This is a genomic window from Pseudoalteromonas sp. SG44-17 (assembly GCF_014164235.1).
In the GTDB taxonomy this organism is placed as follows: Bacteria; Pseudomonadota; Gammaproteobacteria; order Enterobacterales; family Alteromonadaceae; genus Pseudoalteromonas; species Pseudoalteromonas rhizosphaerae.
In genome coordinates, this window is record NZ_JACJEV010000001.1 from 129,466 (window position 1) to 155,100 (window position 25,635).

Below are 25,635 nucleotides of genomic sequence, written 5' to 3' on the forward strand. Positions count from 1 at the left end.
TAAATATAAATTGGAAGCGGGCTATACGCCCGCTTTGCCCTGTTCGTTTTTTGAGTGATCTTATGTCTTATACTACTTTTAGCCGAAACCATAATAACCAACTACAAGAACCGATGTTTTTCGGCCAAACCGTTAACGTATCGCGTTATGATCAACAGAAGTACCCTATTTTCGAAAAGCTAATTGAAAAACAACTATCGTTTTTTTGGCGTCCTGAAGAAGTCGATGTAAGTAAAGATCGGTTAGATTTTCAGGCCTTACCTGATCACGAAAAGCATATATTTTTAAGTAACTTAAAATATCAAACCTTACTTGATAGTGTGCAAGGTCGCTCGCCTAATGTTGCGTTACTGCCAATTGTGTCGATCCCAGAACTTGAGACCTGGATTGAAACATGGGCATTTAGTGAAACAATCCATAGCCGTTCATATACACATATTATTCGTAACGTTACCCAAGCCCCTGAGCTTATTTTTGATGATATCGTTAGTAACGAAAAGATCAGTGAACGTGCTGATGCCGTAACTAAATATTACGATGAATTAATTAATAAAGTGGCTGTGTATAACTTATACGGTGAAGGTAAACATGAACTTAATGGCGAAACAGTTCATATCAGTTTATTTGAACTTAAAAAGCTTTTATACCTTGCAATGATGTCAGTGAATATCTTAGAAGCGATCCGTTTTTATGTCAGCTTTGCCTGTTCATTTGCGTTTGCAGAGCGAGAATTAATGGAAGGTAATGCTAAAATTATTAAGCTGATCGCCCGTGATGAAGCGCTTCATCTTTCTGGTACTCAGCATATTTTGAATATTATGCAAGATGGTAAAGACGATCCTGAAATGGCTATCGTAGCAGCTCAGTGTCGTGATGAAGCGATCAAGATGTTTGTTGATGCTGCTGAACAAGAAAAAGAATGGGCTGAATACCTGTTTAAAGATGGTTCAATGATTGGCTTAAACAAAGATATTTTATGCCAATACGTTGAGTACATTACTAATGCTCGTATGACTGCAGTTGGTTTACCAACACAGTTTAAAACCAGCAGTAACCCTATCCCATGGATCAATTCATGGTTGGTGTCAGACAATGTACAAGTTGCTCCACAAGAAGCGGAGATCAGCTCATACCTTGTAGGCCAAATTGACTCTCAAGTTAATGCCTCTGATTTCGGTGACTTCGATCTCTAATGACCAGCAACAAAACTGCAAAGATCCACTTTGCAGATAATAGCCAGTGTGTAGATTTTGACACTGGCTGTCATTCCCTTTTAGACTGCCTAGAACAACAGCAATATGAAATTCCTTTTCAGTGTAGAGAAGGATATTGTGGTGCCTGTAGAGCAACCCTAGTAGCAGGGCAAGTCACCTATAACGAAGAACCACTAGCCTTTGTACGAGATGGAGAAGTACTGCTGTGCTGCTGTAAACCCGATGGCAATATCACTCTCAATTTGAAGTAATTTATTAATGCCAGTCAAACTGCTTTGTTTCATAGCAATGTATTTTATCACTGATCATTAAACTACTTTCATCTATGGTTACATCCCAATTTAAACTGCGTGTTAAATCCACCTGAATATCATCAATAAACTGCTGGTCAATCTCAATAATATGGCTATTATCAAATAACTTTAACCGTGACTGAGATTGCGTTAACCATTCACTATTGCCCGTTGTTAAAATTAATAATTCATCCACCTGCTTAGCGATCTTAACTAATTCATCAAGGTCAGGTTTATCAACACTTAACCAGGTTTTATAATGTTCGTCCAACGCTTGAATTCCTACATCTGGCTGTAGTTTATCAGCAAGTTTATTAAGCACTGCATGGCTGTCATAAGATAAAATACAATAGCCTAATAGCTTTAAAACAAAATGCTCCAGTGTTTCATTTTTAGTCAACGCTGTGGTAAAAATTTCTTTGTGATTACGCTGATGACGCAGATCAGCTATGCTAAATCGTGCTTTAAAAATACGTGTTTTATCAGACATAATATTCACCAGTCTCGCCGTTACTCCTATTGAGTATAGCCCAATCTGATATAAGCACGTTTATTTTAAAGTTATGGTATAACATTATTGATCAGCACAAATGATGGTGTTATATTATATCACAACATAATAGCAACAACGTAGTAACCATGATCCGACATTCCTTAATATCAACTGCAATTATCACTGCTTTAAGCTCTTATTCTGCTCATGCTGCGCTGGTAACTGGGCAAGTTTTTGACAATAACAAGCAACCACTCAGCTATGCCGATGTGCACGTACACGGTAAAGCACAGTCAATTAAAACTGACGAGAATGGCCGATTTAGTATTAATATTGATGCTAATAGCCAATTACATATTAGTAAAAATAATTTTGTTGATGCTAGAGTTCAAGTAACTGAAACCAGTTCTGCTCTAAATATCACGCTTGTACCTACGTCAGTTGAATCTGTCGTTGTGTACGCCTCTGCCCTGCATAAAAATAGCTTAGAGATGATTTCACCAGTGAGTGTACTCAGTGGCGATGAACTGCGCAATAAAGCAAAACCCACGTTAGGCGAAACGCTCAAAGGCCTTCCCGGTGTTAATGCCAGCTATTTTGGCCCTGTTTCATCTAGCCCTATAATCCGTGGCCTAGATGGCCCTCGCGTTAAAATCACCCAAAATGGCTTAGACAGCAGCGATGCGTCACGTATTGGCCCAGATCACGCAACATCGAATGACAGCCTAGCTGCAGAACAGATTGAAGTTTTGCGTGGCCCAGCTACGCTACTTTATGGCTCAGGCGCGATTGGTGGCGTAGTTAACGTAGTAGATAACCGCATTCCAACTGATAATATCGAGCAGTTAACTGGGGCTGTTGAATACAGCCATGACACGGTTTCAAATGCCAACACCTATGCTGCCAAGCTTGAGACGGGCCATAACAACTTTAACTTCCATTTTGACGGTACCAAACGCACTGGTGATGACTACCAAACTCCGCGTTTTAACTTACCTGAAGAAGAGCACGAAGATCATGAGGGTCATGACGAAGAAGAGCATGAAACAGCCACCTCGGTAAAAAATACCTTTATTGATAGCCAAACCGTTAACTTTGGTACTAGCTATGTAGGTGAGCATTTAACGCTAGGTGTTTCTTATGGCCGTATTGAAACCGACTACGGTATTCCAGCACATAGCCATGAACATGGCCATGATCACGAACACGAACACGACCATGATGAAGGCGAAGAAGAAGCCGTTTATGCGCGTGTAGAACAAGATCGCTGGCAAGGTTTGATGAGCTATGCATTACACAACAACTGGATTGAAACTATTAATTTACGTCTAGGTTATACTGATTATCGCCATGCTGAAATTGAAGATGGCGCGATCGGTACTATCTTTAGTAATGAAACCACTGAAGCACGTTTAAATATCGAGCATAAGTTAGGTAATTGGCATGGTATGGCTGGTTATCATTTTAGTGAATCTGATTATGATGCCGATGGTGAAGAAGCCTTCACACCCGCTAGCAAAACGACTACTCATGCATTATTTATCCTCGAAGAAAAACAGTTTGGCAACGTGACATTAGAATTAGGTGCGCGTATTGAAGATTATAATATTGATAGTAATGTCGGTGCTGCTGCGCATGACCATGACCATGACCATGAAGATGATCATACTGATGAACACGCCAATGAAATAACGCCTTACAGTAAAAGCTTTACTAATCTGAGCGCTTCAGCAGGCGCTATTTGGCAATATACACCCGGACAAAGTATTGCGCTGAGCGTGTCACACTCTGAACGCGCACCGTTATCAGCCGAGCTATTATCAAATGGTGTCCATATTGCAACTGGCACCTATGAGCTTGGTTTAGGCTACGCGATAGAAGACGGTGAAATTCACTTCGAACCTGAAAATATCAAACAAGAAACATCAACCAATATTGATTTTGGCTTTAGACGCTTTAGTGGCGATTTTGGTTATACGGTTAACTTTTTCTATAACGACATTGCCAATTTTTACTATCAGCAAAACACGGGGTTAATGTTTGATGAAGAGCACGGCCTTGAAGCTGCAGAGCCTGGCCACGATGATGGTATGGCTGTTTATCAATTTGTCAGTAAAAATGCGAAATTATACGGCATTGAATTTGATGCACATTATCAATTAAATTCAAATGCGATGGTAAAAGTATTTGGTGACTCAACCACTGCAAAACTTGCTGATGATGAAGGGTATTTACCGCGTATTCCGGCAAATAAGTTAGGTTCAGAATTTCAGTATAATATCAGTGATTGGCAGTTCAGCTTAACTGGCACACACTACTTTGAACAACGTGATATTACGGCTTATGAAACCGCAACTGATGGCTATACACTGTTTGATGCGCAAGCAAATTATCAATTAAGTGTCGGTCCGGTAGATACACAGTTTTATATCAACGTTGATAATATTACGGATGAACTGGGTTTTGTACATAGTTCATTTATTAAAGATGAAGCGCCACTTCCTGGGCGTAACTTTAGAATTGGTCTACGTGGTTATTTCTGATCTCAGTAAATAACCATAAAAAAGCCGCGCTAATAGTTATTAGCGCGGCTTTTTATTACTCAATTTCTAATTAAAGAATTTCGTGTAGCTCAACGTCAAATACCAGTGTTGAGAATGGTGCAATTGCAGCACCGGCACCACGTTCTCCATAAGCAAGCTCATGAGGAACATAGATACGCCATTTGGTGCCTTCAGGCATCATTTGTAATGCTTCAGTCCAGCCTTTGATCACGCCACCAACTGGAAACTCAGCAGGTTGACCACGCTCATAAGAGCTGTCAAATACAGTACCGTTGATAAGTGTACCGTGATAATCAACACGCACTGTTGACTCAGCAGTTGGCTTGTTGCCTTCACCTGTTGCTAGTACTTCATATTGAAGACCAGACTCAGTCACAGTGATTTCAGCACGTTTTGCATTTTCTTCTAAGAATGCAATGCCTTCAGCTGCAAGTACTTTCGCTTCTTCTTCACGACGTGCTTGGATTTCAGTGTTGATTTTTTCGAATGCAGCTTGGATCTCAGGGATCTCAACTTGGAAATCGCCGCCCACATACGCATCTTTCATGCCTGCAAATACTGAATTTAAGTTTAAACCTTCGAAAGGGTTAGCTTTAAGTTGCTCACCCATCTGTAGGCCAATACCGTAACTTGCTTTTTCAGCATCTGTAGTAAAATTATCTGACATAATATGTTTCACGTTTTGTTTATACCAAGCTTAATAACGCTGGTATCAGTTAAAAGACGCGCCTATGCTATCATAAAAAAAAGCCCTTTTGGGCTTCTTTAGAGCTAGTTTTTAGTGAGTTTTCGCTTTATTAAGCGCACAGCAAAAGTCAAGATTGGCAAGCTGATTAAAATACCAGCAAGTAATGGACGACTCAGTAATGCCTGCGTACCAACTAATAGCACCGGCACGACTAATAAACCGATACAACCAATAAATATTGCCGCAATTTCTGGCCAGTATTTATCATATTTAGTAATTAAATGCCCAGCTAATAGATTAAAGCCTAGGCAGTAAAGCATAGCTGTGAGCAATACATGCTCTGGTTGTGCATCCATCGCCATTTTAACGAGTAAGTTAATAGCACTGTGATAACAGTAGCCAAACACCGACCATAACAGTACGTGTTTTAGCACCCGTTGTGTGGTGTTTAATTGATTTTGCTGTGACATCTTAAACTCCAGATAGCAAAAAGCCGCCCATAAGGCGGCTTTTTAAATATGGTGGAGAGATAGGGATTTGAACCCTAGAGGGGCTATAAACCCCTGCCGGTTTTCAAGACCGGTGCATTCGACCACTCTGCCATCTCTCCGTACGGCGCGGATAATAGGGGTTAGCCGCCTTGTTGTAAAGCCCTAAAAGTAAAAAAGTTCAAATTAATCGTTACAATTACTCAAAGCGCTTAAAAATACATCAATAATACTGTTTTGGACGTTTCGCGACCCACGAACACAGTAAGCAGACTAATAAGCTAAAAGTTACAAAACTTAAGCTCTGAAAAATTAAATCAAAACGGTTTAGATCATCACTTGGTACAAGCACCAATACAAAAGCGGGTAAAATACTCACAAACAACACGTAACAACACACTTTAAACGCTCTACCAAAATCAAATCGTCTTGTGCGTTGCATCCACCACGCTAAGATAACCACAATAGCAGTTGATGAGATCGCTATTAAATGAGGAGTCTGTGTACTAAATGCTGTGTAAAGAGTGATAGCCGCACCAACAAAACCCCATAAGGACCACGTTAACCATTTTTCTTTTTCACGTAAAAATAAATTTCCCATTATCCTCGTCTTCTTGTTGTTATTCTAATTAAGACACTCCATACATTAACAAACTGCAGAAAAATAACAAACCATTGTATTGAGGGTTATTGCATCCAAGCGCTTCAGACAGCCAAGCTACCTAAAGATAATAACAAAGGTAGCCTTAATGCATTCTGACTGAAATAACACGACAAAGTTCCAATTAATTACGTTTTGGCAACTATAAGTTTGTGAAAAAGTGTTCTGGGCTATGACGAACAGCCTTTTTACAGTCCACTTCTGGAGTGCCTAAATACAGGTAACCGACAATCTCATCTTCATTATCAAGCTTTAACGCCGCTTTTACCGCCTCACTTTGCGCAAAGTAACCAGTACGCCAGACACCACCCAGTCCTTGCGCAAAAGCTGCTTGTTGCATAGCTAACACAGCACAACCAGCACTTTGTACTTGTTCTATACGCGGCACTTTTGGGTGCGCTTGATATTTGGCAATGGCAATGATTATCATCGGTGCACGCAGCGGTAACTCTTTGGCACGATTAATTACTTTTTCATCTTGTTGTTCTGCAACTGCACTTTGATAATAAATTTCGCCGAGTCGTTCTCGCGCATCTTCTGCAACAACAATAAATTGCCAAGGCGCAAGGCAACCATGATCAGGCACACGAAGCGCTGCTTGTTTAATAATATCAAGTTGACTGTTGTTTGGGGCAGGTGCAATCAGTCGAGGATCTGACTGACGAGTCAATAAAAGCTCAATAGCGTCCATAGCGATTCTCTAATTAAAAAAGAAACTAGCATAGCATTGATAGGGATTGCTGAGAAAGTTTGAAAGTTAGAAAGTTTGCGACGGCCGTCGCAAACTGACAGGTAGAGATTTAGATTATTCGAATCTTTTCCGTAACCAGTGATCAAGGCTAACAAAACGCCCACCGCCGGTAAAAAATAAACTCAATAACATCGCAAAATAAATTGCTGAAAACTCAATGCCATTATTCAAAATCGACGGCTTACCCTTTTCATAAAGGTAATCTGGGAAACCATGTTCTTGTACAAGTCCTCGAATTTTCTCAATACGTTCTTTTACTTCTCGGGAATTATCTAAACTTTCTTTTGCACCGGGGATCGCCAACCAATCAAGTACTTGTGCAGCACTAGTATCTGGATCTGTCGGCGCAATCGCAAACCAGCCATTGTGCCAATGTACAGAGGTTGCGGCAACGACCATAGTAAACATCAGCGGTATGCTAACCAGACGGGTTAATAAACCAACTAAGAGCAGCCAGCCACCGAGAAATTCACTCCAGCCAGCTAAAAAAGCCAGTAAATCTGGAAAAGGTAAGCCTAAACCCCAATCTGGGTTACCAAACCAAGCAACAACATCTGGAGAAGCTAAAAAGAATTCAAAAAACCCATTACCATTACCACTGATATTTAGCTTGTTATAACCTGCGATGATCATAACTGGCGCCAGTATCAGTCTAAATAGTAAAGCAGGGATACCATCAAAAATGGCTATTTTTTGTAGGGAAGTTTTATATAGTGTGATCAATGTATTCATCGTAGCAGTCTAGTCTTTTGAAATGTATTAAACAAAGACCGCTACGATTAAAAGTTTATTTCAGTTAAATTTTACGCGCGACCTGAAGCGCTTCATAAATAGCTCGTTTTGCATCAATTGCAGATGCTAATTTGGCCCCGCCAATTACATGTACTTTAGGATTACCGATTAACCCCGACATTAATTCGTTATTAGAGACTTGCCCGATACAAGCGATCACTGTATCAACAGGTAGCACCTGCTCCTCTCCTGCCACAGTAATTTTTAGACCTTGCTGATCAAAATGATGATACTGACAATCAGCGATCTGTTTTACACCATGTTGCTTTGCAACTTGACGATGTATCCAGCCCGTTGTTTTACCAAGCTCACTGCCAAAACGCCCAGCGCTGCGTTTTAGCATAAACAATTGACGATTATCTTTATCTGGACTTGGCTGACACTCAATTCCCCACTGCGATTTAAAATCAGCAATACTTTGGTCTTTATGTTCACTTAAAAAAGCAACCATATCAAAGCCAATGCCGCCGGCACCTAAAATTGCAATCGATTGCCCTAATTCAACTTCACCACGAATAACTTCATCGTATGAAAAAACACGTTTATTATCCGCGCAGGTAAAGTTTGCCTCACGCGGGCGCACCCCCGTTGCAAACACCACGTCATCGTATTGCTCAAGCATTTTATCGGTAAAAGGAGTATTGAGTGTTACCGTGACCTTTAGACGTTCAAGTTCATTAATAAAATAACGCAAGGTATGATTGAAATCTTCTTTACCAGGAATTCGCATCGCTAAATTAAATTGGCCGCCCATATCTGTATTTTTATCAATCAGCGTTACCGTATGACCTTTTTGCGCTAAGTAACAACTGGCAGATAAGCCCGCAGGCCCAGCACCTACAACCAACACATTTTTAGCCTTGTTGGTCAGCTCAAGAGGATAATCTAGCTCAAACCCCGCTTGAGGATTCACTAAGCATGTTGCTCGTTTACCTTTAAATACATGATCTAAACAGCCCTGATTACAGCCGATACAAATATTAATGTGTTTACTTTGTTGTGCTTGATATTTATTAAAAAACTCTGGATCGGCTAATAGTGGTCGTGCCATCGAAATCAGATCGGCATCCCCTGCAGTTAAAATTTCATTGGCAATCTCAGGAGTATTAATACGATTTACAGCAATGACAGGAACCGATACCACTTCTTTTAAACGTTTTGAAGCTTCTTTAAATGCACCTGCTGGCACCATACTCGCAATAGTAGGTACTCGTGCTTCATGCCAGCCTATGCCGGTATTTAAAATATCAACTCCAGCCTGCTCTAATGCTTTGGCCTGGATAGTAACCTCTTCAGGTGTTGACCCATTCGGAATTAAATCCATCACCGATAATCGAAAGATAATTAAAAATTCTTTATTTACTTTGGCACGTACAGCTTTGACTATCTCTAACGCTAAACGCATACGGTTTTCTAAACTTCCACCGTATTCATCTGAGCGTTTATTGGTATGCGGTGCCATAAACTCATTAATCAAATAACCTTCTGAGCCCATCACTTCAACGCCATCGTAGCCTGCCTTTTGTGCTAAATAGGCGGAATGAGCAAAGTCTTTGATGGTTTTTTTTATTGCACTGAGCGACATTGCTTTGGGTTGATATGGGTTAATAGGTGCTTTAATTGCACTTGGTGCTTGATTAAATGGATGATACGCATAACGTCCAGCATGTAATAATTGTAAGCAAATCTTACCGCCGTGTTGATGGACAACATCAGTGTATGCACGGTGCTTAAACACATCATAATAGCTATTAAAAGACGATGAGATTGGGGTTAATTTGCCACGCAAATTAGGACTGTAGCCCCCCGTAATGAGCATCGCAGTACCACCTTTAGCGCGCGCTTCATAAAAAGCACGCAGTCGTTTTCGGTTATGCCATCCCTCTTCAAGCCCCGTGTGCATTGAGCCCATTACCAAACGGTTACGTAGCTGTGTGTGTTTCAATTGTAATTGTTGTTCTAACATCCTCTGCCCCAATGAACTGGTCTAACCTCTATACATTAGCCAATTTTGCTCGATTGGCAAGCAATAAGCAACAAAAGCGATAAATTAGTTAATATGTTCACATTCTCACGGTTAAAACCTCGCTCATAAATACTTAGTTACGATTTAACAGTTAAATTAATTTTTATTCTGAGCTAAGATGGTGACAGATATAAGTTGTACCAGACTAAGGATTTATTTTGATTGCAAAGCTATTTAAAGGACTGTGGGCAGGAATTAACTTTTCTCGTCGTTTAGTCCTCAATTTTTTATTTGTGTTACTTGTCATTCTTTTCATTGTTTCAATCATAAGTGATGACAATGAAATTAATGTTGCTGACACATCTGTGCTCAGGTTAAACCTCAATGGTCCAATCGTAGAGGAAAAAGTTTACGTTGATCCAATTGAATCTGCCATCAATGACGCAACACAGAGCAACGATGAGCCCGCTGAAATTTTACTTGATGATATTATCAATGTAATTGATCAAGCCACTGAAGATAAACGCATTAGTGTGATCTTGCTGGATTTACAAAAAATGCCTAGCGCGCATTTAAATAAATTAAAACAAATCACTCTAGCGTTAGAGCGGTTTAAAGCGAGCGGCAAAAAAGTAATTGCCTCTGGTTATTATTACTCACAAGCACAATATTACATTGCTGCGCACGCTGATGAAATATCTATGCACCCTTATGGTGGTGTAGAGATCCAAGGCTTTGGCATGTACCCGTTATATTTTAAAGATGCGCTTGAAAAACTCGGTATCACTCAGCATATTTTCCGTGTTGGTACATTTAAATCGGCTGTTGAACCGTTTATTCGTAACGATATGTCAGATGCAGCAAAAGAAGCTAATAATGTATGGCTAGGTGCATTGTGGAAAGAATACAAACAAGACGTTGCCGCTGTGCGCCCATTTGATGAAGCAAACTTTGATGAAACAATGGACGTGTTTCTGGCAAAAATGCAAGCAGTTAATGGCGATTCAGGTAAATATGCTCTTGAACATCAATGGGTTGATTCTTTAAAAACCAATCAACAAGTGCGTCAACAATTAATTGCCTTAGTAGGCACTGAAGAAACAGGCAAAACCTTTAACCAAGTATCGTTTAAAGAATATCTCTCATTAGTTAAATCGCCGATTGAGTTTGATAACCCAATGACAGAAAAAGTCGCCGTTGTGGTTGCACGCGGTACTATCTCTGACGGCGAACGTAAAGCCGGTGAAATTGGTGGTGACTCTACAGCGGCTTTACTACGTAAAGCACGCTTAGATGATAAAGTAAAAGCGGTTGTACTGCGTATTGATTCTGGCGGTGGCAGTATGTTTGCCTCTGAAGTTATTCGTGCTGAAGTGCTTGCTCTTAAAGCAGCTGGTAAACCAGTGGTTGCTTCAATGAGCTCAGTAGCAGCTTCTGGCGGCTACTGGATTGCCTCTGCTGCCAACGAAATTTGGGCAGCGCCGAGCACAATTACCGGCTCAATTGGTGTATTTGGTAACTTTATGACCTTTGAAAACACCATGGCTAAATTAGGTGTTTATTCAGATGGCGTTGCCACAACTGAAATGGCTGGTCTATCAATCGCTCGCCCGCTTAATGAAAAAATGGCACAGGTTATTCAACTAAGTGTAGAAGATGCTTATCAACGCTTCTTAGAGGTTGTTGGTGAAGCACGAAATATGACCCCTGAGCAAGTTGACTCTATTGCACAAGGCCGTGTTTGGATTGCAAGCCAAGCGCAAGAGCTTGGCTTAGTTGACAAATTAGGCAATAAGCAAGACGCTATCAAAGCGGCAGCTGAACTGGCTAAGCTTGATTTTTATGAAGTTAAAACCATTAAGCAGAGTCTATCGGCGGAAGAGAAATTAATGCAGGATATTTTTGGAAATGCATCGATTAGATCGCTAATTGGCTCACAAAGTACGCTACAAAACGCACTCTCAAACCAAGCATCTATCAATGGTTTAGTTAAGCAATTAACAACTGAGGTTGAAGGTCTAAAAGATTACAACGATCCGCAAGGCATTTATGCCCGCTGCTTAGTGTGTAATATTTCGCAATAAATAGTGTATAGGCTGTAATCGCAGCAACTAACCGTTATACTAAGCCCAGTTTTTTTACTGGGCTTTTTTTATGAAACGTAAACGTATTTATATCGCATATACTGGCGGTACGATTGGGATGAAAAAATCGAGTCGAGGCTATATTCCCGCTGAAGGTTTTTTAACACAAACCGTAGAAAACAATGCCGAATTTAATCGTGATGAAATGCCCTTATTCGATATTCACGAGTATTGCCCGCTGATTGACTCATCAGACATGTCCCCTGCTCATTGGCAACTAATCGCTGATGATATTAAAAGTAAATACCAAGATTATGATGGCTTTGTCGTGCTTCATGGTACAGATACCATGGCGTATACCGCATCTGCTTTGTCCTTTATGTTTGAAAACTTAACAAAGCCAGTGATAGTGACAGGCTCGCAAATTCCACTGTCGCAATTGCGCTCTGATGGCCAAGTAAATTTACTTAATGCGATGTATTTAGCGGCTAATTATCCGATTGCTGAGGTTAGTCTATTTTTCAATAATCAATTATTTCGCGGCAATCGTGCAACTAAAGCACATGCCGATGGCTTTGATGCCTTTGCATCCCCTAACTTAGACCCACTGGCTCTCTCAGGTATTAATATTCAATTATTAAAAGGCCAGTTGAGCCCGTATGTTGAAAATGAGCTACAAGTCACCAACATCACGCCGCAACCTATTGGTGTTTTATACTTGTATCCAGGGATCAGTCATGCTGTAGTTAAAAGTCTGGTAAACGACAATATCAAAGCCCTCGTATTATTGAGCTTTGGTGTGGGCAATGCACCACAAGATCCAGACTTTTTAGAGATCCTCTCCAGCGCAAGTAAGCGCGGTATGGTTATCGTCAATTTAACCCAGTGTTTAAAAGGGCATGTAAATATGGGCGGCTATGCAACTGGTAACGCATTACTTAACATTGGTGTGATCAGCGGTTACGATATGACCTTAGAGGCATGCTTAACTAAATTACACTACTTATTTAGCCAAAAGCTTGAAATTGAAACTATTCGCCATTTAATGCAAGACAACTTACGTGGTGAGTTAAGTAGATAAGCTGAGCGCTTTATAATAAAAACTATTTTTTTAAACTAAAAAGGCACGCTAATTAGCGTGCCTTTCATTTTAACTTATTGGCCTAATTAACGTACTTTCGCGTCAATCTCTACTAAATCAGTTAAATGACATACCTCACCACTATGAGTTTTAATGCCATGCTCACCAAAATAATCTCGCTGTGCTTGTACTAGATGACCATTGCTTGGTGTCGTCAACGTCGCAAAATACGTTTGCGTTGAGCTAAGTACCGGAAATGCTAATCCAGTCATCATTGCTTGACCTGTTATTTTACGCAGCGCTAATGACTCTTTTTCTAAAGTGTCGATAAACTCAACACCTTCAGCGATGTTATCTAAGTAATCAGCACGGATAATACAACCAGCACGCCATGTTTGCAGTGTTTTAGATAAATCGACTTTCCATTGATGTGCACGTGATGCACCTTTGATCAGCGCAAGACCTTGACGATAAGCCAGTAAACTTGCAAACAAGAAGGCATCTTTAAGTTCATCTAAATCTAATTCAACCTGTGAAGTTGATTTAGCTGCATACGTCATTTCTTTCGCTGCATGTGTGTCACCAGTATTGGTTAAGTGACGCGCTTGCACAGCTGCAACCAATGAAGGAACGGCGATACCCAGTTCTAATGCATTTTGTGCCGTCCACAAACCCGTGCCTTTCGCGCCAACTTTATTATCAATCAAATCAACCAACGCTTCACCCGCATCGGTTTCTAACGATAAAATATGACTTGAGATAGATAATAAATAGCTATTGAGTGTGCCTTCAGACCATTGATTAAAAATCTCTGCAACTTCATGTGGAGTGCGGTTAGTGCCTAAGCGTAATAATTGATACATTTCTGCGATTAGTTGCATTAACGCATATTCAATTCCATTGTGCACCATTTTTACAAAGTGACCACTGGCTGATTGACCAACACGGGCAAAACACGATTCACCTTTGTAGCTTGCTGCTACTTTTTCAAACCATGGCTCAACGCGTTCCCAGCCGCCTTCTGAACCACTTGCCATCATCGCAGGACCATGACGCGCGCCTTCAGCACCGCCAGAAATCCCCATAGTGGCAAATTCAAATTTATTTTGATATTTAAGTTTACGAGTAATACCGTCTTTATAATTACTATTGCCACAATCGACGATAATATCGTCACAATCAACGCCTGCATCAACTAAATCGCTGCAAACTTTATCGACTAACTCACCCGCTGGCACTAATAACAAAATTGAGCGAGGCGGCGTTAACCGTTTTACCATATCACCTAAATCAGACACAATGTGCAGACGATCTGCCATGCCTTGTAATTTAGCACAGCTTAATAGCTCTTCGCCCGCGTCTGGGTTTTTATCATAAGCTACTAGCGTCATCCCTTGTTCAATCAAGTTGAGAGCAAGATTTTTACCCATAACGCCTAACCCTACTAATGCAACTTGCATTTAGTGTCCTCCTCGGTAACAACTATTGGTTAGTAAATGAAATAATACCGCGCGCATTATATACCCAAGCCACTTAAAATTGCGAGCCTAGACAACAGATACAACGCTTTGCGCAAGACAAACACGCAAGATACAGTGATTATATCAAACAACCGTTGCCTCGGGGCGATAAATTTTCCTGATATGGATTTCTGAGTCGAGCATTGACGAGACCTGACACCGGTGTCATAATGTGGTCATAATTTTTTTGTATAAAATAATGACAGCTTTACACGTTACCTTGATGTCAACGCGCTATTTGCTGTCAGTAAAAACTGTATTATGCGTGTCAGTTAAACTAACACCTATAAATAACGAAAAACCGTCAACCTGCTTACAACATTGTAAGCCTACAGGAGAATTTGATGCTTAGACGCACAAAAATAGTCGCGACCCTTGGACCTGCAACCGATCGAGATAACAACTTAGAAAAAATAATCCGTGCTGGTGCAAACGTAGTGCGTTTGAATTTCTCACACGGCATTGCACAAGATCACAAAGACCGTGCCCAAGCAGTGCGTGACATTGCCAAAAAACTAGGCAAGCACATTGCTATTTTAGCCGATCTACAAGGCCCAAAAATTCGTGTATCGACATTTAAAGATGGCAAAGTAACGCTACCTGTTGGTGCAAAATTTATTCTTGATGCAAAAATGGAAAAAGGCCTAGGCGATATCAACGCCGTAGGTATTGATTATAAAGAATTACCACAAGATGTTGCCCCTGGTGACTTACTACTTTTAAACGATGGTTTAATTCAATTAACAGTAGTAAATGTTGAAGGTCATTTAGTGCATACCACAGTAACTGTTGGTGGCGTGTTATCTAACAATAAAGGCATCAACCGCTTAGGTGGTGGTTTAACTGCTCCAGCCTTCACTGATAAAGATAAAGAAGATTTATTAACTGCAGCAGAAATTGATGTTGATTATATCGCAGTATCGTTCCCACGCAGTGGCGACGATATGCGTTATGTGCGTTCACTAGCTGAAGCTGCAGGCTCTAAAGCACAGCTTTTAGCTAAAATTGAGCGTGCTGAAGCCGTTGAAACGGTAGAAGCAGTTGATGATATTATCCTTGCTTCAGATGCGGTGATGGTTGCTCGTGGTGACTTAGGTGTTGAAATTGGTGATGCTGCCTTAATGGGTAAACAAAAACTCATTATCCGTCGTGCTCGCTCTCTTAACCGTACCGTGATCACAGCAACACAAATGATGGAATCAATGATCGATAACCCAATGCCTACCCGTGCAGAAGTTATGGATGTTGCCAACGCAGTCCTTGATGGCACTGATGCGGTAATGCTTTCAGCTGAAACAGCGGCAGGCGATTACCCAGAAGAAACCGTGGCAACCATGGCGCGCGTTTGTTTAGGGGCAGAATCACAAAAAGAAACTCACGTTTCTAAACATCGCTTAGATAGTCGTTTCTCTTCTAATGCAGAATCAATTGCATTGTCAGCTATGTATGCGGCAAACCATTTAGATTCAGTAAAAGCGATTATTACTTTAACTGAATCAGGTAGCACAGCAAAATTGATGTCACGTATCAGCTCTGGCTTACCTATTTATTCATTGTCTCGTCATGCCAGTACGCTTGGTCAAACAGCATTATATCGTGGTGTTTACCCGGTATTCTTTGACTCAACACAATGTGAAAAAGATAACATGGTAAAAGATGCCCTTAACACACTTGTGAATGCGGGTTCATTACAATCTGGCGATACTGTGATCATCACTCATGGTGATGCTATGGAAACGATTGGTGCAACCAATACTATGAAAATTGTTACTGTTGCTTAATTAACGCAGTTATAAAAAAACGCGAGCCAAGGCTCGCGTTTTTTTATTTAAAACACATGGTTTAATTTACTTCGTTATATAACAGCTATTGAGCCCGTTTCTAAGTTAACTTGCTAACGCAGCTTTTACTTTATCGCGATAACTACGGCTTACTTTTAATTCTTGGCCGTTCTCAAGCACTAATAAATACTCACCACTTACCTGAGTTACAAGCTTGCTAATTTGTTTAGTATTTACAATCGCACTGCGATGGACACGTACAAATAGCTGAGGATCAAGTTCCTGTTCTAGTTCTTTCATAGTTTTTCGTAAAATATGCGTTTGACCATCTTGGCAATGTAAACACATATAGTCACCAGCGGCATCAACCCATTGAATTGTCGCTACAGGTACACGGATTATTTCACCCTGCTCTTTCACCGCTAAAGATTCTGGGTAACGGCGATCTGTTAATGTATCGCCAGTTGCCAGTTTTTTCAAAATCTCTTCACAATTATTACCAGTAATTCCAGCTACAAAACTCGCCAATTTCTTTTTATGGGCGTTGTCTTGTTGCGTCTTCAAGTAGGTATGCACTTTTTCTACCGCCTGTTTTAGTCTGTTGTCGTCGACTGGTTTAAGGATGTAATCTAAAGCATGGATCTCAAATGCTTTGACTGCGAACTGATCAAATGCGGTTACGAATACAATAGCAGGTAACGCTCTGACACTTTCACTGAGTGCTCTGGCAACCTCAAACCCATTCATTCCAGGCATTTGAATATCTAAAAAAACTAAATCTATTTTCCCTGCTTGGCATGCATCGATAGCCTCTTGACCAGAGTTACATAACTTAATGACTTCGATATCATCAAACTCCTCTAATCTTACCGCTAACCCTCTACGGGCTAATGGTTCATCATCGACAATCAGGGTCTTAATCTTGCTCATTTCTTCACAGCCTTCTCAAACGGAACGCGCAGATTCACTTTCAATCCACTTGGCGTATTATGTGATAACACAAACGAATAGTTATTTTCATACAAAGTTTTCAGGCGGTCTTTCGTATTTGCCACCCCTACCCCTTGTGAATTAACTAATTGGCCATTAAGTAATTCAGTACCGGGGCCATTATCGCCTACTTCCAATAATAGTTCATTAGCAAAAACTTGTGCTTTAATATCAATTACTCCCCCTTCGCTAAGATGAGCTATTGCATATTTAATCGCATTTTCGATGATCGGTTGCAATATTAAACTCGGCACTAATGCATTTTTTGCTTCATCACTGATTTGCACATTCACTTGCAACCGTTCATCAAAGCGTACTCGCTCTATTTCAAGATAAAGCATCAGTGCATGCAACTCTTGTTCAAGTGGGACTTTTTTTATCGGATCGGTATTGAGTGTATAACGTAAAAAGTCGCTCAACTTTGACACCATTAAATTAGCATCTTTATTCTCTTTTACCAAAATCAACGTAGATATAGCATTAAGAGTATTAAACAAAAAATGAGGATTTAATTGATAACGTAGCATTTTCAGTTGTGCTTCATGCGCCATCGTTGTTGCTTTAAGGGCTTTTTGGCGCTCACTTTGCAGTAGTTGATAATATTTAATGCCAAAGTACAAACCACTCCAACAAAGAATAATATAAACCGAATCTAAGCCTTGTTGCAGATAGTAAAACCATTCTGTAGGACGATAACCATGGCGATAAATCTCCCATAAATTAAATTTTTGTATTACCGCCCATAAAGTGCCTGTAATGTACGAAGCGCCGAACACTACTAACATTAAAACCCAAGGAGATGCATTCCAGGCTTTGCGATACATATAGCGCAATGGCACAGTCATTAAACACCCTGCGTAAGCATTGAGTACGATCACAAATACATAAATATCGCGCATCTCAAAGACTTTTGAGCCAATGTAGTTAACAAGTGCATAACCGATCCAACCCGCAATCTGTAATACCCAGAAAAAGCGTTGGCGGTTATCAACTAAGGATTGCCAATTCAAAATAGTTAATTACCTCATTTATTTGTAATTATTATATAGCGTTAGCGCAGTTGGGATCACTACCGACTATCTCGCTTTTCACGAGCCTTACCGCAAATAACTGTTGGTGAAAACTTTATTTTAGCCACAAAAAAAGGAGCCATAGGCTCCTTTTTAATACTTATTTTAAAAGCTTAAGCTGCCGCTAGGCCTTCTTTAGCTTTTGCAACAAGCGCTGCGAATGCAACTTGGTCATAAACAGCGATATCTGCAAGGATCTTACGATCGATTTCTACAGATGTCTTTTTAAGACCATTGATAAAACGGCTGTAAGACAGACCATTTTGACGTGAAGCAGCATTGATACGTGCAATCCATAATTGACGGAAAGTACGTTTCTTCGCACGACGGTCACGGTAAGCGTATTGACCCGCTTTAGTAACAGCCTGGAAAGCTACGCGGTAAACACGTGAACGTGCTCCGTAGTAACCTTTTGCTTGTTTTAAAACTTTTTTGTGACGTGCACGTGCGACAACGCCGCGTTTAACTCTTGCCATTTCTAAAAACCCCTATTAAGCGAATGGTAACATACGTGAAACTAGACCATGGTCGTTCTTATGAACCATCATCTTAGGACGTAGGTGTAACTTACGCTTAGAAGTTTTCTTAGTCAGAATGTGACGAAGATGCGCTTGTTTACGCTTGAAACCGCCAGAAGCAGTCTTTTTGAAACGCTTAGCCGCGCCTCTGTGACTTTTTAGCTTATAAGCCATTGCAATAACTCCAAATGTATTGCTTTAAAATTAGTAAGCAGGCGTGAGATATATTGCTATAGCTCCACTTTTAGGCCTAACTTACTGCCATATTCCGGTGAAAACCCAACATAAATGCTGCAGTTTTACTTTATTACCGGTTAGCACAGGTGAATATTTGCATATTACTTGGTGACCTGAGCTAAATTCGCTGCGTATCTTAGCTTGTTTATTGCTTTTTAGCAACAGGCGCCATCATCATAACCATTTGGCGACCTTCAACACGATTAGGGAAAGACTCAACAACTGCAAGCTCTTCCAAATCGCCTTTGATACGGTTTAATAATTCTATACCAATTTCTTGGTGGGCCATTTCACGACCACGGAAGCGGATGGTAATCTTAGCTTTATCGCCACCTTCTAAGAACTTACGTAAGTTGCGAAGCTTAACCTGATAATCACCTTCATCCGTGCCAGGACGGAATTTGATTTCTTTTATCTGGATTTGCTTTTGCTTCTTCTTCTGCTCTTTTAGTTCTTTGCTTTTTTCAAAGATGAACTTACCGTAGTCCATGATTCTACAAACAGGCGGCTCAGCATTTGGGCTAATCTCTACTAGATCAACACCAGCGGCATCAGCCATAGTTTGCGCGTCTTTTAATGACTGAATTCCAGCTTGCTCGCCTTCAATGTCAATTAAGCGAACTTCTTGAGCTGTAATTTCTTCGTTAATACGATTTTTTTGGGCTGTTTGTTGCCCTTTCTTGCCGCCTCTAATAGTACGTTCCTCCAAGAATATCAAATAATAAGCGTGTAGTTAGCAATTAAATGTATGCCCTACACGCAGAGTTTTTATAGTCGATTTTTAATTTCTTCGCTAATTTTAGCGACAAATTCATCAACATTAAATTTGCCCAAGTCTTCACCTGTGCGGGTACGTACAGCTACTTCTTGTTGTTCAACTTCTTTATCACCAACAACAAGTAAATATGGGATACGTTTTAATGTGTGTTCACGGATTTTAAAGCCAATCTTCTCATTTCTCAAGTCAGCAGCGGCTCTAATTCCAAGTTTATTTAATTTTTGTACAATTTCCTGCACATAAGCAGCTTGTTTATCAGTGATATTCATAATCACTACTTGCTTTGGTGCAAGCCAAGTCGGGAATAAACCCGCGTACTCTTCTGTAAGAATACCGATAAAGCGCTCGATAGAGCCCAATATTGCACGGTGTATCATAACAGGTGTACGACGTTCGTTGTTTTCAGCAACATAAGTTGCCCCTAAACGCCCTGGTAATGCAAAATCTAGTTGCACTGTACCACACTGCCACGCTCTGTCTAAGCAATCGTACAAAGTAAATTCAATTTTTGGACCATAGAAAGCACCTTCACCCGGTAAATAATCAAATTCGATGTTATTTGCTTTCAGTGCATCAGCTAATGCAAGCTCTGCTTTGTCCCACATATGATCTTCGCCAATACGCTGTTCAGGGCGTGTTGACAGCTTCACCACAATTTTTTCAAAGCCGAATGTTTCGTACGTATCGTAAACCATTTGGATACACGCTGATACTTCATCCATGATTTGCTCTTCAGTACAGAAGATATGGGCATCATCCTGAGTAAAGCCACGTACGCGCATTAGACCATGAAGTGCGCCTGACGGCTCGTTGCGATGACAACAACCAAATTCAGCCATACGCAGTGGAAGATCACGGTACGATTTTAAACCTTGATTAAAGATCTGTACGTGACCTGGGCAGTTCATTGGTTTGATTGCGTATTCACGCTTTTCAGATTCAGTGGTAAACATTGCTTCTGAATACTTTTCCCAGTGACCTGATTTTTCCCATAAAGAACGATCCATCATCATTGGACCTTTTACTTCTTCGTACTGGTACTCGCGTAACTTTTCACGCACAAACTCTTCAAGTTCACGGTAAATGCTCCACCCATCGTTGTGCCAAAACACCATGCCTGGCGCTTCTTCTTGCCAATGCCATAAATCAAGTGCTTTACCAATACGACGGTGATCACGTTTTTCGGCTTCTTCTAAACGTTGTAAGTAGGCTTTAAGTTGCTTTTTATCGCCCCATGCAGTGCCATAAATACGCTGCAACATTTTATTATCTGAATCGCCACGCCAGTAGGCACCGGCTACTTTCATTATTTTGAAATGTTGGCAAAAACGCATGTTCGGTACGTGTGGACCACGACACATATCGATGTATTCTTCGTGGTGATATAATCCTGGACGGTCATCTTTAGCGATGTTTTCGTCAAGGATTTGAATTTTGTACATTTCGCCGCGCGCTGCAAATGCATCACGGGCTTCTTGCCAGCTTACGGTTTTCTTAACCACGTCGTAGTTTGTTTTAGCAAGTTGCAACATGCGCTTTTCAATAGCTTCTAAGTCATCTTGACTTAATGAATGTTCCATATCGATATCATAGTAAAAACCATTATCAATCGTTGGACCAATTGCCATTTTTGCATCAGGAAACAGTTGCTTAACTGCATGACCTATCAAGTGAGCACATGAGTGACGAATTATTTCTAAGCCGTCATCATCTTTTGCGGTGATGATTTCAAGACGAGAATCGTCAGAAATTAAATCACAGGCATCAACGCGAGTGCCATTAACACGACCAGCGATAGTGGCTTTTGCTAAGCCTGGGCCGATATCATTGGCTACATCAAGTGTACTTACAGGGTTTTCAAAACTACGCTGACTGCCGTCAGGAAGAGTAATAACTGGCATTATAAGTCCTTACTACAGTGGTGACGCCTACAATGCATCACATGTATTTATTAAATTAAAATGAATAACTCGACAACGCTTTTACGAATAAGCATTGTTAATTTTAACCGTATTTGGTTAATGTATTTGTTGAGTCTTAGCAAACACAAGCGGTTATTGTCGCGTTTGGAGCCACTAAATACAAGTATTTAGCCAGACAAATTGACAAATAACCCTCGCATTTCATACTTAATTTAATTTCAGCTGTTGGATAACCTAATGACGACGTCTAATCGTATCCGTTTTGCCACTTTAAATTTACTTAATTTTACGGCGCCACCTTATTCTTTTTATCAATTACATGAACGTTACAACGCAACGCAATGGCGGCAAAAACAGCAATTTATCACTGACTTTCTACAGCAAAGTCAAGCAACGGTTGTTGCTTTCCAAGAGGTGTTTAGCCCTAAAGAATTGGCCATTTTGTGTAAAGAGCAAGGCTATGACTATTTTGCTACTGTTGCCAGTCCACGCAGTGATCATCTCTATCCACAGGTATTATTTAACCCTGTGGTGGCGATTGCCGCGAAAATCCCTTTTCAAGCATGCCACGAACTCACCCCTTGCCCAGAACTACTTGAGTACTTAAATAATCAAAATGAATTTAAATTTAATCGCACACCTATTAAATGCAGTTTTGATGTACCTGAATTTGGTGATTTAACCTGCTATGTGGTGCACTTTAAATCACAACGGGTGCATTCAATGGCGCATATTTTAAACATTCATAATCAAGACGATCCCTTATTAAATCTATTACAACAAACCGTTGGCATGATGCAATCGCAAATATCACGCTCACTGGAAGCTTCGATTGTTTATTATGATGCGCTAAAAACCCAGCGTGAAAAAAACTGTGCAACATTAGTAATGGGGGATTTTAACGACAATATTGACAGCCCTGCGCTGTCATTCATGACCCAAGGATTTCACCCTACTCGTTGCGAGCCCTGTTTAGAGCTTGAACAACCCATTGTAGGATTAACTGATTCGTTTGAATTAAGCAGTGAATCGGCAAATGGTAAAGTAAAACCAGCAACACATTACTATCAAGGTCGTGGCAATGTGCTTGATTATATTTTGACCTCAGGACACTTTAATACTGATTGTGCATTATCGCGGATAAAATCGTTGCACTATCTAAGCTTTGATAAACACTTAAATCCAAACCAAATTGATGAAGATATCTGCGTAAGCGACCACAGTGGCATTGGGATTGAAATCGGTTTTTAAAATGCACTGTTTTTAAGGCGTTTAATTGATATAATGCTGCCCAAATTAGTTATTTAGAGAATGACAATGAGAACATGCGGTGTAGAAATTACCGGTAGTGACGTACTACTGTGTATTTTAACAAAAGATAACGATGTATTTGATATACGAGATATTCGCCAAACTCGCTTTACCTTAGGTAATGGTAATGACACTGAAGTAATGCGTAAATTCCAATTTGATTTTGCGAAACTTATGCAGGACTATCAAATTGACTCAGTTGCTATTCGTCAACGTGCGCCTAAAGGTAAATTTGCCGGTAGTGCGAACGGTTTCAAAATGGAAACTGCAATTCAATTGATCCCTGAGCTGAGTGTTTATTTATTCAGTACAACCGAGATCAAAGAACAATTAAAACGTAATCCTATTCCTATTGATTTCGCTGAAACGGGGCTTAAAAAGTACCAAGAAAATGCGTTTGTAAATGCATATGTACATTTAATGAAAAAAACCTACCGCAGCGAAGAGCTTTAATTTTCAATTAGAGTTAAATTTATAATCAGATACTACGCTAGTGTGTACTGCAATGTTTTTTTGTAGCTACAGCTAGCGTTTTTTATTGCCTAATATTTATCATTTTTATTACTACATTGGTCGTATAGCGCTTTCATTTGTCGACAATCTGTGTTTTTCTAACTGAGTAGACTCTCACAACATTGACACGGAGACCGTACATGCAAATAAGTAACAATAATACAACTGCAACCGATGCGAATAAAACAGTCAAAGATACAGCTGGCTTAGAGCATAGCTACTATAAAGGAGCACAAAGCCCAGCATTGATCAATAAAACCATAGGTGATTACTTCGACTCCATTGTCGACAATAATCCAGACCACCCTGCGATAGTGCTGCATCATCAAAACATTCGTTTAAGCTATAAAGAATATCAGCAGCAGATCAACCAGCTGGCAATGGGGTTACTGGCTTTAGGTGTAAAACCAGGTGATCGTGTTGGTATCTGGTCACCAAACAACCTTGAGTGGTGCTTAACCCAATTTGCGACCGCCAAAATTGGCGCAATCATGGTCTGTATTAACCCAGCGTATCGTCCAAACGAACTACAATTTGCACTAAATTCAGTCGAGTGTACAACTCTTATAACCGCTTCAAGTTTCAAAGCCAGTAATTACCTAGGCATGCTTAATGAATTACTGCCCGAACTTGCCGCTGCAAAAGCTGGGCAACTGCAGGCAAAAAACCTCCCCTATTTAAAAAATATTATTCGCATTGGTGATGAGCCTGCCGCAGGCATGTTTAGTTTTAGTCAAGTTATAACAATGCCAACGGCCGCCCACCGCGTTGAGCTCAACGCCATTGGTGCAACTTTGCAACCAGATCAAGATATCAACATTCAGTTTACCTCCGGCACAACAGGCAATCCTAAAGGCGCTACGCTCTCCCATAAAAACATTTTAAATAATGGTTTTCTTATGGCTAATGCAATGCGCTTAACTGCAGATGATAAGCTGTGTATTCCAGTGCCGTTATATCACTGTTTTGGAATGGTATTAGGTAATTTAGTATGTATAAGTAAAGGAGCTACGGCAGTATTTCCAGGAGATTCTTTTGATCCAACAATCACGCTTGAGGTGGTTGAAAAAGAACGCTGTACTGCACTGCATGGCGTACCTACGATGTTTATTGCTGAACTGGAACTAAAAGATTTTGCTCGTTTTGACTTATCCAGTTTACGTACGGGCATCATGGCAGGCTCGACGTGTCCTGAGCAAGTAATGCGTAAAGTACAATCGCTGATGCATATGAATGAAGTTGTTATCGGTTACGGCCAAACGGAATGCAGTCCCATTAATAATGCCACGGAGATTGACTCATCCATTGAAAAACAAGTTACTACCGTCGGTCGCGCGCTGGCGCATACCGAAGTAAAAATTATTGACGAAGTGGGTAATATACAAAAAATAGGGCTTGCTGGCGAAGTATGCAGCCGTGGTGCGGGTATTATGCGTTGCTATTGGAATGATGAAGAAAAAACCGCCGCAACTATCGATAAAGAAGGCTGGCTACACTCTGGTGATTTAGGTGTAATGGATGCGGAAGGTTTTGTTGCAATAGTGGGCAGAATTAAAGATATGATCATTCGTGGTGGCGAAAATATCTACCCGCGCGAAATTGAAGAAGTACTTTACACTTACCCTGGCGTGCAAGATGCTGCTATTTTTGGCATCAGTGACGACAAGTACGGCGAAGAAGTATGTGCTTGGGTGCAGCCTAAAGATGATGCCGTGTTAACAGAGCAAGAAATTCGCAGCTTCTTAAAAGATAAATTAGCTTATTTTAAAATACCAAAACATATTCAATTTGTTGAAAGTTACCCTATGACGGTTACCGGAAAACTACAAAAGTTTAAAATGCGCGAACAAATGCAAGCACAATTAAAAGACAACGCGTTTTCATAATTAGCCAAAGCTCACGTTAGTTAATAACGCCCAA

Annotated in this window: 23 protein-coding genes and 1 tRNA gene; 9 read left to right on the plus strand and 15 right to left on the minus strand. The window is 40.4% G+C overall.

Translation table 11 applies throughout. The annotated features are described in order from the left end of the window. Nucleotides 1-62 precede the first annotated feature (62 nt). Nucleotides 63-1,193, plus strand: a complete 1,131-nt coding sequence (nrdB, locus tag H5182_RS00605) for a class Ia ribonucleoside-diphosphate reductase subunit beta (protein ID WP_145233209.1) — start codon at nucleotides 63-65, stop codon at nucleotides 1,191-1,193. Then, nucleotides 1,193-1,465 carry a class I ribonucleotide reductase maintenance protein YfaE gene (gene yfaE, locus H5182_RS00610; RefSeq protein ID WP_145233207.1) on the plus strand — a complete coding sequence of 91 codons (273 nt, stop codon included), beginning with the start codon at nucleotides 1,193-1,195 and terminating at the stop codon, nucleotides 1,463-1,465. The genes nrdB and yfaE overlap by 1 nt, the downstream gene beginning before the upstream one ends. Before the next feature lie 4 nt (nucleotides 1,466-1,469). Here the strand turns inward: yfaE and H5182_RS00615 are convergent, their stop codons facing one another. Further along, nucleotides 1,470-1,997, minus strand: a complete 528-nt coding sequence (locus tag H5182_RS00615; protein WP_182717449.1) for a YaeQ family protein — start codon at nucleotides 1,995-1,997, stop codon at nucleotides 1,470-1,472. Between the two features lie 149 nt (nucleotides 1,998-2,146). Between H5182_RS00615 and H5182_RS00620 the strand changes: the two genes are divergently transcribed. Beyond that, nucleotides 2,147-4,543 (plus strand): TonB-dependent receptor domain-containing protein, encoded by a 2,397-nt coding sequence (locus H5182_RS00620; protein ID WP_182759321.1) that lies wholly within the window; start codon nucleotides 2,147-2,149, stop codon nucleotides 4,541-4,543. 70 nt (nucleotides 4,544-4,613) lie between these two features. Here H5182_RS00620 and H5182_RS00625 read toward each other — a convergent pair whose 3' ends face one another. From H5182_RS00625 to H5182_RS00655, 7 genes are all read right to left on the minus strand, one after another. Then, entirely contained in the window at nucleotides 4,614-5,231 is a 618-nt protein-coding gene (locus H5182_RS00625; protein WP_182717447.1) for an FKBP-type peptidyl-prolyl cis-trans isomerase, read from the minus strand. Between the two features lie 104 nt (nucleotides 5,232-5,335). Beyond that, on the minus strand, nucleotides 5,336-5,722 hold the full coding sequence (locus H5182_RS00630; protein ID WP_179959208.1) for a hypothetical protein: 387 nt from the start codon (nucleotides 5,720-5,722) through the stop codon (nucleotides 5,336-5,338). Nucleotides 5,723-5,771: 49 nt separating this feature from the next. Continuing rightward, a tRNA-Ser gene (locus H5182_RS00635) sits at nucleotides 5,772-5,862 on the minus strand. A gap of 101 nt (nucleotides 5,863-5,963) precedes the next feature. Next, on the minus strand, nucleotides 5,964-6,341 hold the full coding sequence (locus tag H5182_RS00640; protein WP_145233198.1) for a hypothetical protein: 378 nt from the start codon (nucleotides 6,339-6,341) through the stop codon (nucleotides 5,964-5,966). 202 nt (nucleotides 6,342-6,543) lie between these two features. Next, entirely contained in the window at nucleotides 6,544-7,092 is a 549-nt protein-coding gene (locus H5182_RS00645; protein ID WP_145233196.1) for an NAD(P)H nitroreductase, read from the minus strand. Nucleotides 7,093-7,206: 114 nt separating this feature from the next. After that, nucleotides 7,207-7,884, minus strand: coding sequence for a DoxX family protein (locus tag H5182_RS00650; protein WP_149982495.1), 678 nt, complete (start codon nucleotides 7,882-7,884; stop codon nucleotides 7,207-7,209). 64 nt (nucleotides 7,885-7,948) lie between these two features. Next, nucleotides 7,949-9,910: an FAD-dependent oxidoreductase gene (locus H5182_RS00655; protein ID WP_182759322.1), complete on the minus strand. Its 1,962-nt coding sequence runs from the start codon at nucleotides 9,908-9,910 to the stop codon at nucleotides 7,949-7,951. A gap of 218 nt (nucleotides 9,911-10,128) precedes the next feature. On the opposite strand from H5182_RS00655, the gene sppA reads away from it, so the two are divergent. Further along, on the plus strand, nucleotides 10,129-11,994 hold the full coding sequence (gene sppA, locus H5182_RS00660; RefSeq protein ID WP_182759323.1) for a signal peptide peptidase SppA: 1,866 nt from the start codon (nucleotides 10,129-10,131) through the stop codon (nucleotides 11,992-11,994). A gap of 70 nt (nucleotides 11,995-12,064) precedes the next feature. After that, nucleotides 12,065-13,075, plus strand: coding sequence for an asparaginase (ansA, locus tag H5182_RS00665; protein ID WP_149982498.1), 1,011 nt, complete (start codon nucleotides 12,065-12,067; stop codon nucleotides 13,073-13,075). An 86-nt stretch (nucleotides 13,076-13,161) separates the two neighbouring features. Here ansA and gndA read toward each other — a convergent pair whose 3' ends face one another. Beyond that, nucleotides 13,162-14,535, minus strand: coding sequence for an NADP-dependent phosphogluconate dehydrogenase (gndA, locus tag H5182_RS00670; RefSeq protein WP_145233185.1), 1,374 nt, complete (start codon nucleotides 14,533-14,535; stop codon nucleotides 13,162-13,164). Nucleotides 14,536-14,939: 404 nt separating this feature from the next. On the opposite strand from gndA, the gene pyk reads away from it, so the two are divergent. Continuing rightward, entirely contained in the window at nucleotides 14,940-16,376 is a 1,437-nt protein-coding gene (gene pyk, locus H5182_RS00675) for a pyruvate kinase (RefSeq protein WP_182730606.1), read from the plus strand. 105 nt (nucleotides 16,377-16,481) lie between these two features. Here the strand turns inward: pyk and H5182_RS00680 are convergent, their stop codons facing one another. From H5182_RS00680 to thrS, 6 genes are all read right to left on the minus strand, one after another. After that, complete coding sequence (locus H5182_RS00680) at nucleotides 16,482-17,306, minus strand: LytTR family DNA-binding domain-containing protein (protein WP_145233180.1); 825 nt, start codon at nucleotides 17,304-17,306, stop codon at nucleotides 16,482-16,484. Continuing rightward, nucleotides 17,303-18,376, minus strand: coding sequence for a sensor histidine kinase (locus tag H5182_RS00685; protein ID WP_145233178.1), 1,074 nt, complete (start codon nucleotides 18,374-18,376; stop codon nucleotides 17,303-17,305). The genes H5182_RS00680 and H5182_RS00685 overlap by 4 nt, the downstream gene beginning before the upstream one ends. 173 nt (nucleotides 18,377-18,549) lie before the next feature. Then, a complete protein-coding gene (rplT, locus tag H5182_RS00690) occupies nucleotides 18,550-18,912 on the minus strand; it encodes a 50S ribosomal protein L20 (protein WP_008110477.1) in 363 nt (120 codons plus the stop codon). Nucleotides 18,913-18,927: 15 nt separating this feature from the next. Beyond that, complete coding sequence (rpmI, locus tag H5182_RS00695) at nucleotides 18,928-19,128, minus strand: 50S ribosomal protein L35 (RefSeq protein ID WP_004587840.1); 201 nt, start codon at nucleotides 19,126-19,128, stop codon at nucleotides 18,928-18,930. A 208-nt stretch (nucleotides 19,129-19,336) separates the two neighbouring features. Further along, entirely contained in the window at nucleotides 19,337-19,900 is a 564-nt protein-coding gene (infC, locus tag H5182_RS00700) for a translation initiation factor IF-3 (protein WP_145233176.1), read from the minus strand. A gap of 59 nt (nucleotides 19,901-19,959) precedes the next feature. After that, nucleotides 19,960-21,870 carry a threonine--tRNA ligase gene (gene thrS / locus H5182_RS00705; protein WP_145233174.1) on the minus strand — a complete coding sequence of 637 codons (1,911 nt, stop codon included), beginning with the start codon at nucleotides 21,868-21,870 and terminating at the stop codon, nucleotides 19,960-19,962. A 258-nt stretch (nucleotides 21,871-22,128) separates the two neighbouring features. On the opposite strand from thrS, the gene H5182_RS00710 reads away from it, so the two are divergent. From H5182_RS00710 to H5182_RS00720, 3 genes are all read left to right on the plus strand, one after another. Continuing rightward, nucleotides 22,129-23,142 (plus strand): endonuclease/exonuclease/phosphatase family protein, encoded by a 1,014-nt coding sequence (locus tag H5182_RS00710; RefSeq protein ID WP_182734231.1) that lies wholly within the window; start codon nucleotides 22,129-22,131, stop codon nucleotides 23,140-23,142. Nucleotides 23,143-23,208: 66 nt separating this feature from the next. Then, entirely contained in the window at nucleotides 23,209-23,655 is a 447-nt protein-coding gene (locus tag H5182_RS00715) for a DUF3010 family protein (protein ID WP_145233170.1), read from the plus strand. Between the two features lie 200 nt (nucleotides 23,656-23,855). After that, nucleotides 23,856-25,601: an AMP-binding protein gene (locus tag H5182_RS00720; RefSeq protein WP_182759324.1), complete on the plus strand. Its 1,746-nt coding sequence runs from the start codon at nucleotides 23,856-23,858 to the stop codon at nucleotides 25,599-25,601. Nucleotides 25,602-25,635: the final 34 nt, after the last annotated feature.

Bases quoted from the DNA above. Each gene is read 5' to 3' on its own strand.
- nrdB (WP_145233209.1), top strand. From the start codon at position 63: ATGTCTTATACTACTTTTAGCCGAAACCATAATAACCAACTACAAGAA.
- yfaE (WP_145233207.1), top strand. From the start codon at position 1,193: ATGACCAGCAACAAAACTGCAAAGATCCACTTTGCAGATAATAGCCAG.
- H5182_RS00615 (WP_182717449.1), bottom strand. From the start codon at position 1,997: ATGTCTGATAAAACACGTATTTTTAAAGCACGATTTAGCATAGCTGAT.
- H5182_RS00620 (WP_182759321.1), top strand. From the start codon at position 2,147: ATGATCCGACATTCCTTAATATCAACTGCAATTATCACTGCTTTAAGC.
- H5182_RS00625 (WP_182717447.1), bottom strand. From the start codon at position 5,231: ATGTCAGATAATTTTACTACAGATGCTGAAAAAGCAAGTTACGGTATT.
- H5182_RS00630 (WP_179959208.1), bottom strand. From the start codon at position 5,722: ATGTCACAGCAAAATCAATTAAACACCACACAACGGGTGCTAAAACAC.
- H5182_RS00640 (WP_145233198.1), bottom strand. From the start codon at position 6,341: ATGGGAAATTTATTTTTACGTGAAAAAGAAAAATGGTTAACGTGGTCC.
- H5182_RS00645 (WP_145233196.1), bottom strand. From the start codon at position 7,092: ATGGACGCTATTGAGCTTTTATTGACTCGTCAGTCAGATCCTCGACTG.
- H5182_RS00650 (WP_149982495.1), bottom strand. From the start codon at position 7,884: ATGAATACATTGATCACACTATATAAAACTTCCCTACAAAAAATAGCC.
- H5182_RS00655 (WP_182759322.1), bottom strand. From the start codon at position 9,910: ATGTTAGAACAACAATTACAATTGAAACACACACAGCTACGTAACCGT.
- ansA (WP_149982498.1), top strand. From the start codon at position 12,065: ATGAAACGTAAACGTATTTATATCGCATATACTGGCGGTACGATTGGG.
- gndA (WP_145233185.1), bottom strand. From the start codon at position 14,535: ATGCAAGTTGCATTAGTAGGGTTAGGCGTTATGGGTAAAAATCTTGCT.
- pyk (WP_182730606.1), top strand. From the start codon at position 14,940: ATGCTTAGACGCACAAAAATAGTCGCGACCCTTGGACCTGCAACCGAT.
- H5182_RS00680 (WP_145233180.1), bottom strand. From the start codon at position 17,306: ATGAGCAAGATTAAGACCCTGATTGTCGATGATGAACCATTAGCCCGT.
- rplT (WP_008110477.1), bottom strand. From the start codon at position 18,912: ATGGCAAGAGTTAAACGCGGCGTTGTCGCACGTGCACGTCACAAAAAA.
- rpmI (WP_004587840.1), bottom strand. From the start codon at position 19,128: ATGGCTTATAAGCTAAAAAGTCACAGAGGCGCGGCTAAGCGTTTCAAA.
- thrS (WP_145233174.1), bottom strand. From the start codon at position 21,870: ATGCCAGTTATTACTCTTCCTGACGGCAGTCAGCGTAGTTTTGAAAAC.
- H5182_RS00710 (WP_182734231.1), top strand. From the start codon at position 22,129: ATGACGACGTCTAATCGTATCCGTTTTGCCACTTTAAATTTACTTAAT.
- H5182_RS00715 (WP_145233170.1), top strand. From the start codon at position 23,209: ATGAGAACATGCGGTGTAGAAATTACCGGTAGTGACGTACTACTGTGT.
- H5182_RS00720 (WP_182759324.1), top strand. From the start codon at position 23,856: ATGCAAATAAGTAACAATAATACAACTGCAACCGATGCGAATAAAACA.